The sequence below is a fragment of the Natrialba asiatica DSM 12278 genome, from assembly GCF_000337555.1.
In the GTDB taxonomy this organism is placed as follows: Archaea; Halobacteriota; Halobacteria; order Halobacteriales; family Natrialbaceae; genus Natrialba; species Natrialba asiatica.
This window is the reverse complement of record NZ_AOIO01000040.1, coordinates 1-13157: the sequence shown is the minus strand read 5'-3', so window position 1 is coordinate 13157 and position 13157 is coordinate 1. Positions and strand designations below refer to the sequence as shown.

Sequence of the window (13157 nt, the reverse complement as noted above, 5' to 3'; positions counted from 1 at the left end):
GCAGGCTTTATTTCCGACTCGAGAGAGTGTTCGGCACCCAACACGTTTCGCCAAAACTGGCAAGATTGCGGTCGAGGAAAGAGGGGCCGTTGTAGTCCCACCACACGCCGGCCGATCGGCGTGAATCCGTTGCAGTTCGCCAGCCAGGGTGGCCGGGACTCAGTCGCTTTGAATCCGTGGCGCGAGCATGTACGTGACCTGTCCCTGGCCCTCCGCGAATCCGAAGTAAATCTTCACGGGGAACTCCTCGCCGAGGTGGAGCGTAACTTCGGTGTTCGAGGGGATCGCCTTGTTCATGTCCTTCAGGTAGTCCAGACTGAAAAGCGAGCGAGCGGGACCGGGCTGCAGATCGATCAGATCCTCCTGGGTGAGTTCGAGGTGAACGTCGTCGGTGTCGCCCTCTGCATTGACGTAGAACGCGTCGTCGCCTTCGTTAACGCCGAGTGCGATGTGGTCCGAGACCATATCTGCAGCGGTAACTGAGCGGTTGACATCCTTGCCTTCGAGAACGACCTCAGCGGGCAGATCCAGATCCGGAATGTCCGGCTCCTGTCGGATGCTATCGGGGTCGATGAGCGCGAGCGTGTACTCGAGCCCGTCGATCTGGATGTGGAGCTTGCGGGTCTCCTCGTCGAGTTCGAACTGGATGAGCTGGCCGGATTCGGCCATACCTGCGATGTCCTCGAGTCGAGAAAGGTCGACGCCGATCAGCCCGCCGTCGGCTTCGTAAGATTCGAAGGCAGCCGCGTCGAGCGAGAGGTCGACCATCCCGACGTTGGCGGGGTCGACGGCTCGAATTTCGAGTCCGTCTTCCTCCAGGTGGATCTTACACTCGTCGACCAGCACGCTGATCGAATCGAGCGCGCTGGTGAGCGTTTCCGCGCTCACGATGGCCTTGAACATATGCGTCGGGGTACGAACGGTTGGCATAAAAAGGCACCCTTTACGATCGGTCTTCGGTGGCTGCTCGTGGAGTCGATTGTCCTCCCGTCGGTCCCGATATCTACTCGACCGTCTCGATTCTTTCTGCCGTGGTGTGCAGGCACGAGTGGCTTCCCGCCGTCGCCGCTACGCCCATCCATGTGTCCCACGTTCACCGCCGACGATGCCGGCAAGACCGTCGAAAGTTCGAACGGTGCCCCGCTCGGTGTCGTCGTTTCCGTCGAGCCAGAAACCGTGTACGTCGACCCCGATCCCGGCGTTACCGATTCGATCAAAGCGACGCTCGACTGGGGCAACGAGACCGAGGAGCCCGTGCCACTCACCGACGACGCCGTCACCGAAATCACCGACGAGACGATTCGACTCGAGACGGCGTTCCCCGAAGAAAGTCTCGCGAGCGACGAGGCACGCGTGGGCGGGCAGTCAGACGCGACGGGCAAGTCACACCCACGAGACGCCAACTACACCCCTGGCGACCCAGTCACGGGAACCAGCACCGAATCCGAAACCGGCGTCGACGGGACCGAAAAAGGCCCCGGATCGACGGCGCGCGACCGCTCGGAGCCGATGCTCGACGACGAGTTCTACGACGACCTCGAGGACGAACCACGGATCGACCCGGACGAGCAACCGGACGAGACGGAACCGACCGCCGATACCGCGGCCGACGAAACGGACACGATCGAGGAAGAAGCCGGCCGCGGGCTCGAGGTCGACCCCTCCGAACTGACCGGCCGCGATCCCGACGCTGAACTCGACCCGGACGAGGATGTCGGCCAACGCACGGACGCCGAAGTCGAACCCGAGATGGAACTCGATGAGCGCTCGGACGCCGAACTCGCCCCCGGAAACATCGACGAACGCCGACGGGACGACGCGGCCGTCGATCCGGAGCGGATCGACTCCGAGGTCGGAGCGGGTGCCGGCGTCGACGAGGAGACCGATCTCGAGGAACGAGAGCGTACCGAGGATGCGGATCCGAGCGCCGAGCACGCAGCCGACGATGACGATACCGACACAGCGGACGGCGACTCGGAGTCCCGATAACGCGCCTCGTCCGGACGCCTCCGCAAGTCCGACGCAACGACTTCACGCGCACAACGCGTGACTCCTCTTCGCGACACCTATCCGTCTTCGCCGTGTACCACAGCCAACTGACTATCCGAGATGGCACGAAAGGACCATTATTACAACAAGGCAAAGCAGGAAGGCTACCGGAGCCGAGCCGCCTACAAGCTCAAGCAGCTCGACGAACTCGAGAACGTCCTCTCGCGCGGCGATACCGTCGTCGACCTCGGTGCCGCGCCCGGCGGTTGGCTCGAAGTCGCCGCCGAAGCCGTCGGCCCCGACGGGCAGGTGATCGGCGTCGACCTTCAGCGCATCAAAGATATCGAGGACCACGACACCATCGAAACCATCCGCGGAGACATGACCGAAGAACGAACGCGCGACCGGGTCATCGACGCCGCGGGCGGCGAGGTCGACGCTGTTCTGTCCGACATGGCCCCCAACATGTCCGGCGAGTACTCGCTCGACCAGGCCCGCTCGCTCCACCTCGCGCGCCAGGCCTTCGAAACCGCACTCGAACTCCTCGACACCGACGGCGATTTCGTCGTGAAGATCTTCGAAGGCCCCGACGTCGACGAGTTCAGAGCGGACGTCGAAGAGGAGTTTCAGTACGTTCGCGCCACGAGTCCGAAGGCTTCACGGGACGAATCCTCCGAACTCTACTTTATCGGAAAGGGACGACTCACCGCATCGGTGCGACCGGGCGATGAACTCGAGGTCGAGATCACCGATGTCGGGAACGAGGGTGACGGTATCGCATCGGTCGATGGCTACAGGCTGTTCGTTCCGGCGACGGAGGCGGGAGATGTTGTGACGGTTCGAGTCGAGGACGTGAAGCCGAATTTCGGCTTCGCACAACGGATCGATCGAGACTGAGCGGTACGTCGTGTAACGACCTGTTGCTAGTCGGTCGTGTTTCCGGGTGAATACGGACTTATTCGTCGGAATCGAGTCGATCGTGTCGGTCGTCGATTTCGTCGAGAATGTCGAGCGTTTTTCGGATCGAGGCCCGGATCGCATCGCTTCGGTTGACGAATTTGCCGTCGTCGCCGACGTGGTCGTCTAAGTCCTCGAGTAGTTCCTGCGGGATTTCGACGCTGATCTTTGGCATCGTAGGGACGCGTTCGCATGCCTCCCATCTTAAGCCGTCGGACGAGTTCGCTACGTGGTCGGGTCGGGTTGGGGTCCGGAGCCGGTATCGCCCTCAGTAGTGGCAGCGGTACCGGCGGCGTCTGCATCGTTTGGTTCGCCACTCCCACCGCCACCGCCACCGCTGCCGCCAAATAGCCGCCCGCCGCCGGTGAGTATATACAGGACGCCGAGGCCGAGCATGTAGGTCAGGGCGATCGGAATGGCGACCATCAGCATGGTGAGAACGCCCTTCGGACTGGCGATGGCCGCGACGGTGAAGATGCCGACGACGGCCGGCCGCCAGCGCCGGAGCATCGTCCGGTAGTTGAGGATGCCGCCAACGTGGAACAGCGCCATCGTGACGATGATGTTGAACAGGAAGCCGATGCCGAGGGTCGTGAAGATGACCATCCAGAAGAAGCTACTAATCCGGTAGGAGACGACCATCCCGTTGGCGATCGCGTCGGAGACGAGATAGGAGATGACCGCCGGTGCGACCCAGAAGAAGCCGAGGTAGGTTCCGAACGCGAACCCACCCAGCAGCGACCCTCCCCAGACGACGAAGATGCGGCGGTCGCCCCGGACCAGTCCGCGCTCTTTCATCGCGGGCCACCCGTAGTACAGCACCAGCGGGAGCGCGGCGATGATCCCCGCGATGACGCTCACTTTGACCTCGAAGATGAGCACTTCGACGGGATGGAGCGCGATGACGATGTCCATCTCCGTGATGAGCTCCTGGAGCGTCATCCCGGCCGGGTCGACCCCGTTACGGACGGCCACCTCGTGGAGGATCGGTTCGGGGACGCGATGGAGGAACGTCGTGAGAACCTGGCCGATCCCACCCTGGTAAAGCCAGAAGAAGGCTCCGCCCATGACGAGCATAAACACGCCGACGATGCGGAACATCTTCGAGGTGAGACTGTTGAGGATGAAGGCGATGTCGTAGGCGTAGCCACCGATGTCGTCCTCGGTCGTCTCTTCCTCGGTGAAGGGATCGAGCATCCCGGCGGCCGTGCCCGCGAGGAAGCTACCTTCCTCCTCCTCGGCAGCGCCACCGGCATCGGTCTGGGTGAGTGCTGAACTCTCGCCGTCGCCGGTTGCGCCGTCGTTCTGGGCCGCCTCGGCCCGTTGTTCTTGCAGCGAGTCGAACCGGTTCAAGATCGCCTGAGCCTTCTCCCGGTTGTCGTCGTACATCGCCCGTCGAGAAACCTCGAGCGCCTGTTCCTCTTCCATCTGGAGGAAGACGGACGCTGGCACTTCCTCGACGTCCTCGGCGGTGAGCATCTCGAAGTCGACATCGTCGGGCGATTCGGCCGTTCGAATGGCTCCCTCCCGCGGGTAGATCGGAGCCTGGAGCACTTTGATCGTATAGGCGAACAGGATGAGCACGCCGACACCTGCAGCGATGGTAAGGCCAACAGCGGCCTCACCGAGGAGTCCGTACTCGGCAGCGAGCGATTCGAGTCCGAACGGGCCCTCGGGACCGGGTTGAAGCCACGCCGGCAGGCCGGGGTAGACCGCTTCCCCGAGGTAGTCGAATCCACCCCGATTCACGAACGCGCCGGTTCCGATGGCGACGACAGCCAGAACGCCGACGAATCGGAGGACGACTCGTTTCATATGATCGGCCCCGGTCCCGTCGCTCTCGGCCGCACCGTGCCGGCGGATGTTTGCAACTACCTTTGCGAGGCTGAGACTGATGATGTAGAGACCGACCATCGGCGTCGCCCACATGATCTGTGTGAACGGGTCCGGCGGCGAGAACAATGCGCCGAAGACGGTAATCCCGACGATCGCGTGCCGCCACTTGTCCCGAAACGTCTCGTAGGGGACGATCTCGGTATACGAGAGGACACCCATGAACAGCGGCAACTGGGCCGCCAGTCCGAACGAGAGCGTCAACAGCGCGATGAACTCGGTGAACTCGGTGATTCCGAAGCTCGGTTTGACGTGGGCGCTGACGGCGTTTCCGGCGAGAAAGTCGAACGTATACGGAAAGAACACCGCATAGGCGTAGACGACCCCGAGGCAGAACAACGTGATCGCGGTCAGGACGAAGCCCACAATATAGCTCCGAGAGATGGGCACGATGGTGTCGTAGCCGCGTTCGCGCAACTTATCCCTCGAGAAGTACAGTAACGCGGGAATCGCCATGACAATACCGACGAGCATCCCGATCTTGGCCTGCAAGAGGATAACCTCGAACGGAGTCCGCGTAATAAGCTCCGTCGAATCGGCGATGTACGGCGACATTTCCGCCTTTGCAGTCTGTTTGAGAAAGTCCCAGATGAAGACGCGCAACGCGTAGAACGAGCCAATAAAGCCGATAACGAAGACGATAAACACCTTCTGAAGGTGTGTCTGCACGCTCGAGAGCATCGCACCAAGAGTTTCGCGCCCGGTATTGATCGCACGGGCGGTATCCTCGTCGACGGCAGAACTCATTTACTACCATGGGTAACTGACATCCAGTTATCAACCTTTCGAGTCTCCTACCGCGCGTCGTGCTCGTTCACCGTATTCGACGGCGACCGACGCTGATAAATGTGCCTATTGGTACCATGACCCAGTGCACACAAGAAAAAGGCCTATAACCGCCCGCCTATCTATATCCCGATAGATGCCGGACGAGTCGGCGGAGACGGGGGACGGTGTGGACCCCGACGAACCACGTGAAGACGGCGGGTCCGACGAGGAGCACCCGCCATCGGAAGCGTCGCCTTCGAGTTCACCCGAGGCGTCGACCGGGACCGATGCCAATCCGCCGGTCGAAACCGACGGTGAGGGAGTCGTCGGCGGTGGCCACGACTCGGGGACGGGGACCGGATCGGGAACGGGGAACCCCGAGTACCCTGATCCGGACGACGATGTCGGCGGAATCTCGACGCCCCCGGACGACGAGGAAATGCCGCTTGCGGACCACATCGAGGAGATGGTGCTCCGATTTGCCGTGGTCCTGCTCTTCGGTTCTGCGGGGACGGCGATCGGGTTACTGGGTGCCTCGTGGGCGATCGAGCACATCTGGTACAACGTGTTCCCGTACGCGGCAGAGGAGGTGCCGTTACCCCATATTTACCAGCCGCTCGAACTGTGGTTGACACGAATTAAGGTCTCTACGCTGCTCGGGATCATGGCAGCGCTGCCGATGTTCGTCTACCAGTGTTATCGCTTCATGAAACCGGGGCTGTATCCGCACGAGCGCAAGTACTACCTCGCGGCTGTCCCGACGAGCGTGGTTCTTGCCGGCGTCGGGATGTTGTTCTCCTACGTGCTGGTGTTGCCGGTGCTCTTCGAGTACTTCACGTTCTACGCGGAAGGCAGTGCAGAGATCGCTTATGCACTCGGTGATACGTTCGACCTGATAATCACGCTAATCGGCTTTCTCGCCGTCGTCTTCCAGATTCCGCTCTTTATAATGCTCGCGATTATGATGGGCGTGACGACCCGTCGCTGGCTCGTCAGCAAGCGGCTGTACTTCTGGGCGGCCTTCTTCGGACTGGCGTTCATGTTCACGTTCGACCCGACGGGGATGGCCCCCATTATCGTCGGGATCACGATGATCCTCCTGTTCGAGGGAACGCTGTTCATCCTGAAGTGGGTCGGGACCGAGTGAGATCGGTCGGTCGTCCCGTTTTTCCGCCTTTCAGTCGACGTTTAGTCGCGCCTACGCTACATCTTCTCTACGTTCTTCTCGCCAGCCCACGCGCCCGCTGGTACCCGTTCGGTCAGTCATCGGCAGCCTTCGTCTGATTTCGCCCCTTATATTCTCGGTATCCGTTTCTATATCGATGGATATGTGTCTTATAGCACCAAAACCAATCATTTGTAAACGAATACCGTTTAGGTGTTGTGTCTATACTATCTTTCCGTTCCTATGTACGAGATTGTGAACCGACGGGGGTACTCCGCGTCTCCCCTTTCGGGACGCGGACGAACGCCTCGTCGCCCCGCGAGGTGGGCGGCGTGACCGACCCGGTTCCAACCACCTGTATGCGCTGTGCCGTCGGCTGTGGACACGTCCAGCAACCGGTCGAACAGGGCTACGGACTCGATATCGTCCGCGGCGATCCGGCTCACCCGGTCAACCGCGGCCTCGCCTGCCAGCGCGGCATCCGCGAGACTGCCGATCCCGACGGCCAGTGGCTCACCCGCCCGCTCGTCCGCCGCGACGGTGAACTCGTCCCGACCACCTGGGAGACCGCCCTCGAGCGCGCGACGGCCGGACTCGGCCAAGCGCTCGAAAACGACGCCGCCAGCGTCGCGGTCCTCGGCAGCGGGCAACAGACCAACGAAGCCGCCTACGCGCTCGGGAAACTCGCCCGCGGCGGCTTCGGAACCCGATACTACGACGCCAACACGACCCTGTGTATGGCCTCGGCCGTCACCGCCTACTACGACGCTTTCGGCAGCGACGCGCCGCCGCCGACGTACGACGACGTCCCGGCAGCTCAGACGCACCTCGTCTGGGGCGCAAACCCCGCTGCTGCGCACCCGGTTCTGTTTCGTTGGATTCAGCAATCGGTCGACGAGGACGACTCCGAACTGCTCGTCGTCGATCCGGTCGCAAGCGAGACGACCGACGTTGCCGACTGCCACGTCGCACCCGACCCCGGCGGCGATCTCGCCCTCGCTCGCGCAGTTCTCGTGCGACTCGTCGAAACTGATCGCCTCGACGACGAGTTCATCGAGAGGGCGACGGCGGGATTCGAGGAGCTCCGCGAGCGCCTTCCCGATGCGTCCGCGGCAGCCGAGCGCGCGGGCGTCTCGACGGCCGACGTGGATCGACTCGCGGCGGCGTTCGACGCGTCGACGCTCGTCTACTGGGGGATGGGCGTCAACCAGAGCGTCAACGGCACCGCGACCGCGGGCGCGCTGATCGATTGCTGTCTCGCGACGGGGAACCTCCGGCCCGGGTCGGGTCCGTTCTCGCTCACCGGCCAGGCGAACTCGATGGGAACGCGCGTGTGTTCGTCGAAAGGGTCCTGGCCCGGCCACCGGCCGTTCGACGCGCCCGAGCACCGCGAGTTCGTCGCCGACGCCTGGGACGTTCCCCTCTCGCGACTCCCGGACGATCCCGGGCCGGGGCCCGTCGGCATCGCCGATGCGATCGGCGAGGATGTGTCGGCCGTTTACGCCGTTGCGACGAACCCCGCCGCGGGGATGCCCGACGCGACGGGCGTTCGCGAGCGGCTTGCAGAGTCGTTCCTCCTCGTTCAGGACGCCTTCCGCAGCGAGACGGTCGAACTCGCAGATGTCGTGTTGCCGGCGGCGACCTGGGGCGAGTCCGAGGGGACGACGATGAACATGGAACGGACCGTCTCTCGCGTCCGCGCCGCAACGGAGACGCCCGCCGGCGTCAAATCCGATCTCGACCTGATCGGCACGCTCGCGTCGCGACTCGCGCCCGGCCTGTTCGACGAGTCGCCGACACCCGAAACGGTCTTCGACGAACTCGCGGCACTGACCGCGGGAACCGACGCCGATCTCTCGGGGATCTGCTACGAGCGCCTCGAGCGAGACGTGGCGGTCCGCTGGCCCGCGCCCGAGACGGACGCGGCGGGTGGCTATCGGTACTACGAATCCGAGTTGTCGGCCAATGACCGGGACGGTGTCGCGGAATCGTGGTCGTTCCCGACGCCGTCTGGACGCGCACGATTTTCGGCTGGCCAGACTGCTCCCGTTCCAGAGCCGCCCGATGAAGAATTCCCGCTCACGCTGACGACGGGCCGGCAGCCCGACGCGTACAACACCGGCGTTCGCACCCGTTCGTCCGACGCGGACGCCCCCGTCGCCCGCGTCAGTCCCGCGACGGCGCTCGCGTTCGCGACTGAACTCGGGGAGGAGGGACAAGCCTCGACGGAAGCCGACGCAACGACCGCGGACGACGCGGTTCTCTCCGCTCAGGACGGCCGCGTCGTCTCGCGGCGTGCGTCGGTCCGCGTCAGACTCGAACCCGACGAGTCGATTCCCGACGGTGTCGTCTGGCTTCCTATTCATCACCCGGCGGTCAACGACCTCACGCTGCCGGTCGTCGATCCGCGCTCGAAGGAACCCCACTTCAAACAGTGTGCGGTGCGACTCGAACCAGCGCGAACTCGCGAGAACAGGCCGGTTGCGACGCCGAGTTCACGATAGCGATCGTCCGTTACTGCGGGCCGGTTTTCGACGGGGACGTGTCTCCACTGTCGCTTCCGAACCGACCGTTCTCGTGAGTGGATCTTTCCGTCGATAGGTGTCGCGTTCTCCGTCCAACGAGGCGTATTCGCCACGTGGCGAGTGCTGCCCAATCCCAAAAGAGTGGGCCACTTCCTTCGGATATACACCCTAATACAGACCATATTCGATTGAACATCTGCGCTATTCGATTAAACGGGGCGAAAAAGAGATGTATGTCAACGATTAGCATTATATTCCTCACTATCGTGTCGTTCTACCGTGACTCGAAATATGTTTGGTGACAAATCCCGTGTCGTCGGGTTCGATCGTTCAATTCCTCCGGCGGTGGTTTGCGATGGCGCATAAGAAGGAGGGAATCAAGGAGGGATGCTACGGCGACGAGGTCCGCGAGCACATCCTCGAGTTCGCCGCAAACGGCGGCTTCGAGGCGATTCCAGCGGACGAGCGCGAGGAGTGGTTCACCCGCTTCAAGTTCTGGGGGCTGTTCCACCAGCGCGACGGCCAGGAATCGTACTTCATGATGCGCCTGACCAACGCGAGCGGCGTCCTCGAACCGGGACAGTTGCGCGCGATCGCCGAGGTCGCCCGCGACTACGCGACGGGCCCGGTCGAGAACCCCGAGTTCGGCAACGGGTGGCTCGACCTGACGACGCGCCAGTCCGTCCAGTTGCACTGGATCGATCTGGAAGACGTCCCCGAAATCTGGGAGACGCTCGAGTCGGTGGGCGTCCACACGCGCTCTTCGGGCGGGGACACGATGCGCAACATTTCCGGCTGTCCGCTCCACGGCAAGGCCGAGGAGTTCGTCGAGTCGGGGCCCCTCCTCGAGCGCTTCGAGGAGGAACTGCGCGGCGACGACGAACTCGCGAACATGCCCCGAAAGTTCAACATCAGCGTGTCGGGGTGTACGGTCGGTTGCGCACAGGATTCGATCAACGATATCGGGTTCGAGCCAGCGATCAAGGAGTTAGACGGCGAGCGGGTCCGCGGGTTCAACGTCCGCATCGGCGGCGGTCTCGGCGGTCGTCAGCCCCGCGCGGCGACCCCGCTCGACGTGTTCGTCCGACCCGAAAACGCCTACGCGGTCGGCCGCGGCTTCGTCGAACTCTACCACGAGTACGGCGGTCGCCAGAACCGCTCGAAGAACCGCGCCCGGTTCTTCGCCGAGGACTGGGGTATGGAGAAGATCCGCGAGACGCTTCAGGACGAGTACGTCGGCTTCGAGATGCACACCGCGGGCGAGGACTTCCGGACGGGGTACACTTACAACGCCGGTCGCCCCGTCGAAGACGGCCAGCACGACCACGTCGGCGTCGGCGACCAGCGGGACGGCCGCAACTACGTCGGCTTGAGCGTCCCCGTCGGTCGCCTGCCGGCCGACGATGCCGTCGAACTGGCCGACCTCGCCGCCGAGTACGGTTCCGGAGAGGTACGGCTCACCCGCCGGCAGAACCCCGTCATCGTCGACGTGGCCGACGACGAACTCGAGGGGCTGCTCGCAGAACCGCTGCTCGAGGCGTACCCCGCCGAGCCGAGTCCGTTCGAGCGCGGTGCGATGGCCTGTACCGGCACCGAGTTCTGTTCGATCGCGCTGACCGAGACGAAGGGGCGGATGGCGCGGATGCTGCGCTGGTTCAACAAGACCGTCGACCTCCCCGACGACGTCGGTAAAATCAAGATACACTACTCCGGCTGTACCGCCGACTGCGGACAGGCGATGACCGCCGACATCGGACTCCAGGGGATGCGCGCCCGGAAGAACGGCGAGATGGTCGAGGCCTTCGACATCGGCGTCGGCGGCGGTGTCGGCGAAGATCCGTCCTTCATCGACTGGGTGCGTCAACGCGTGCCGGCCGACGAGGCTCCCGGCGCGATCCGGAACCTGCTCGAGGCCTACGCGGCTCATCGCGAACAGAGTTCGCAAACGGAAACCGCTCGGGGACAGACGTTCCGCCAGTGGGTCGACGCGACGGCCGAGGAACAACTCGTCGAGTTCTGCGAGCCCGAGGAGACCGACTTCGAGGCTCCCTATATGACGGACGGGAAACAGGCGTGGTATCCGTTCGCGGAGGCGGGGTCATCCGCGGCGAGTGAAACCCCGGTATCGTCGGACGATTAACGTCGTCGGGATACCGTCGAGAGTTCGAACGCGCGATCGATTCGCGAGTTCGAAGGGAAAAGATCGTAACGTGCAACGAGCGTCAGTCAGCGGATTGCTGGTGGCCCGACTGCGCGTTGCTCCGTCCGCCTTCGAGTCCGGGGACGGCGGTGCCCACGAGATCGCGAAGGCGCCGGGTCATCGTTCGAGCAAACCGCAGGATGTTCAGGACGCCTTTCTGCTCGCCGGGCGAGCGATAGCACGCGACCAGCGACCACATGGTGGCGACGCCGAACGAACCAGCGGCCGAGAACGTCATCCCCATCGTACCGTACGTAAGCGCGTAGATCGCGCCGATCGTCATCGACGGAATGCTTGATCCGAGCGGGACGCGTGCGGAGGTATCTTTGACTGTCGGTGCGAGGAAGATGATCGAGAGAACGCTCCCTGCGAGAAAGACCAGATCTTGCCACATCATTTCCATCATCGTAATCGCTTACTCGGTTATGAGTAAAAAGTCTCTCGGTGTTGCGAACCGTTCGCACACGGGACAATTGCGCGCTCGTGGTTGTCTCCGATCCGGCACTACCACTGGCGATTGACCGTCAGGAATCGCCGTCGATCCCTCCCCGAGCGGGATCTCAACGATGCGACCGCGTCCGCTCGGCCGCATACTCTCGCGCCGTCTCGAGCGACCCCGCCCCGTCGTAACTGGTCGAAAACAGCACCATGAAATCCCGCGCGAGTTCAGCGCAGCGTTCGAACGTCAGGACGGTCCTGATCCGGTGTGTCTCGCTGAACTCGAGTTCGGGGTAGCTCGTGGCCGTCAGTGCGTATCCCGGCCGGTCGTCGCCGTCGAGGGAGGCGGGGGCGACCTTTACCCGCAGGTCGTCCGATTCGTGGCGGTAGATACGGTATTCTAATTCTCGGTCGGTGTCGGCGGGCGTGTACGTCCGGGAGACGTGGACGGTCCAGTCGGGCGGTACGTCGGCAGCCATCGATCCGTGATACTCGGGGAGATGCTACGTTCGTATCGTATTGTGCAATATTGTCTGTCCCTCTCGCAGTATCTGTACTATTGGTGTATTACGGAGAGAGAATCGGATTATATTGTGGTCGAACGTGCGATTGTCCTCGCTCGATTCGTCAGATCAGTAATCTCGTCCGAGACGGACCGCTGGCGGTCGGTTCCGGCGCACCCGCGGCCGTCTGCGGTTGGCCGGGAAACCAGTACGGCAGATCGTCCGAGACGGGGAGTCAGTCGTCGGATTCGGTCGTGGCAGCGGCGTCCGTCGCCGGACTCACGCTCCCGGTTCGGTAGCCGTGGAGGTCGAGCGTGACGTGTTCGAAACCCAGGTCCGAGAGCGCGTCGCGTACCGTTTCGACGAACTCGCGCTCGAGCGCACGGTCGAGTTCGTCCGGGGCGACCTCGATGCGGGCGAGGCCGTCGTGATCGCGCACGCGGAACTGGTCAAAGCCCCACTGTCGAAGCAGGGCTTCGGCTTGTTCGACGCGCGTGAGTCGGTCGTCGGTGACTTCGAGCCCGGTCGGGATGCGCGAGGAGAGACACGCCATCGAGGGTTTGTCGGCGACCGAGAGGTCGTAGTGTTCGGCGATCGTTCGAACCTCGTCCTTCGCGATGTCGTGGGCGAGCAGCGGCGAGTGCACGTCGAGTTCGTCGACGGCCTGCAGGCCGGGGCGGTGGCCGGCACCTGGGCTGTCTCTTATACACATCTCTGAG

At 63.2% G+C, this 13157-nt stretch carries 10 protein-coding genes and 1 pseudogene; 5 read left to right on the top strand and 6 right to left on the bottom strand.

Annotated elements, in window-relative coordinates; genetic code table 11:
• Positions 1-159: 159 nt before the first annotated feature.
• Positions 160-903, bottom strand: coding sequence for a DNA polymerase sliding clamp (locus C481_RS17605; protein WP_006110676.1), 744 nt, complete (start codon positions 901-903; stop codon positions 160-162).
• Positions 904-1080: 177 nt separating this feature from the next.
• Here C481_RS17605 and C481_RS17600 point away from each other — a divergent pair, with 177 nt between their 5' ends.
• Positions 1081-1989: a putative sodium/potassium/calcium exchanger gene (locus C481_RS17600; protein ID WP_006110675.1), complete on the top strand. Its 909-nt coding sequence runs from the start codon at positions 1081-1083 to the stop codon at positions 1987-1989.
• Between the two features lie 120 nt (positions 1990-2109).
• Positions 2110-2886: a 23S rRNA (uridine(2552)-2'-O)-methyltransferase gene (locus tag C481_RS17595; RefSeq protein WP_006110674.1), complete on the top strand. Its 777-nt coding sequence runs from the start codon at positions 2110-2112 to the stop codon at positions 2884-2886.
• 58 nt (positions 2887-2944) lie between these two features.
• Here C481_RS17595 and C481_RS17590 read toward each other — a convergent pair whose 3' ends face one another.
• Together C481_RS17590 and C481_RS17585 are read right to left on the bottom strand one after the other, a co-directional pair.
• Complete coding sequence (locus C481_RS17590; protein ID WP_006110673.1) at positions 2945-3121, bottom strand: ribbon-helix-helix domain-containing protein; 177 nt, start codon at positions 3119-3121, stop codon at positions 2945-2947.
• A gap of 50 nt (positions 3122-3171) precedes the next feature.
• Positions 3172-5586, bottom strand: a complete 2415-nt coding sequence (locus tag C481_RS17585; protein ID WP_006110672.1) for a twin-arginine translocase subunit TatC — start codon at positions 5584-5586, stop codon at positions 3172-3174.
• Between the two features lie 175 nt (positions 5587-5761).
• Here C481_RS17585 and tatC point away from each other — a divergent pair, with 175 nt between their 5' ends.
• The 3 genes from tatC to C481_RS17570 all read left to right on the top strand — a co-directional run bounded on the left by tatC (position 5762) and on the right by C481_RS17570 (position 11437).
• Entirely contained in the window at positions 5762-6754 is a 993-nt protein-coding gene (tatC, locus tag C481_RS17580; RefSeq protein WP_006110671.1) for a twin-arginine translocase subunit TatC, read from the top strand.
• Between the two features lie 377 nt (positions 6755-7131).
• A complete protein-coding gene (gene nasA / locus C481_RS17575; protein ID WP_241434714.1) occupies positions 7132-9276 on the top strand; it encodes an assimilatory nitrate reductase NasA in 2145 nt (714 codons plus the stop codon).
• 376 nt (positions 9277-9652) lie between these two features.
• On the top strand, positions 9653-11437 hold the full coding sequence (locus C481_RS17570; RefSeq protein WP_049904746.1) for a nitrite/sulfite reductase: 1785 nt from the start codon (positions 9653-9655) through the stop codon (positions 11435-11437).
• A gap of 82 nt (positions 11438-11519) precedes the next feature.
• Here the strand turns inward: C481_RS17570 and C481_RS17565 are convergent, their stop codons facing one another.
• The 3 genes and pseudogenes from C481_RS17565 to C481_RS17555 form a co-directional block, all read right to left on the bottom strand.
• Complete coding sequence (locus C481_RS17565; protein ID WP_006110668.1) at positions 11520-11900, bottom strand: hypothetical protein; 381 nt, start codon at positions 11898-11900, stop codon at positions 11520-11522.
• Between the two features lie 157 nt (positions 11901-12057).
• Positions 12058-12414 (bottom strand): hypothetical protein, encoded by a 357-nt coding sequence (locus tag C481_RS17560; RefSeq protein WP_006110667.1) that lies wholly within the window; start codon positions 12412-12414, stop codon positions 12058-12060.
• A gap of 259 nt (positions 12415-12673) precedes the next feature.
• Positions 12674-13157 (bottom strand): annotated as a pseudogene (locus C481_RS17555) (ATP-dependent sacrificial sulfur transferase LarE); the annotation flags it as partial.

Bases quoted from the DNA above. Each gene is read 5' to 3' on its own strand.
- C481_RS17605 (WP_006110676.1), bottom strand. From the start codon at position 903: ATGTTCAAGGCCATCGTGAGCGCGGAAACGCTCACCAGCGCGCTCGAT.
- C481_RS17600 (WP_006110675.1), top strand. From the start codon at position 1,081: ATGTGTCCCACGTTCACCGCCGACGATGCCGGCAAGACCGTCGAAAGT.
- C481_RS17595 (WP_006110674.1), top strand. From the start codon at position 2,110: ATGGCACGAAAGGACCATTATTACAACAAGGCAAAGCAGGAAGGCTAC.
- C481_RS17590 (WP_006110673.1), bottom strand. From the start codon at position 3,121: ATGCCAAAGATCAGCGTCGAAATCCCGCAGGAACTACTCGAGGACTTA.
- C481_RS17585 (WP_006110672.1), bottom strand. From the start codon at position 5,586: ATGAGTTCTGCCGTCGACGAGGATACCGCCCGTGCGATCAATACCGGG.
- tatC (WP_006110671.1), top strand. From the start codon at position 5,762: ATGCCGGACGAGTCGGCGGAGACGGGGGACGGTGTGGACCCCGACGAA.
- nasA (WP_241434714.1), top strand. From the start codon at position 7,132: ATGCGCTGTGCCGTCGGCTGTGGACACGTCCAGCAACCGGTCGAACAG.
- C481_RS17570 (WP_049904746.1), top strand. From the start codon at position 9,653: ATGGCGCATAAGAAGGAGGGAATCAAGGAGGGATGCTACGGCGACGAG.
- C481_RS17565 (WP_006110668.1), bottom strand. From the start codon at position 11,900: ATGGAAATGATGTGGCAAGATCTGGTCTTTCTCGCAGGGAGCGTTCTC.
- C481_RS17560 (WP_006110667.1), bottom strand. From the start codon at position 12,414: ATGGCTGCCGACGTACCGCCCGACTGGACCGTCCACGTCTCCCGGACG.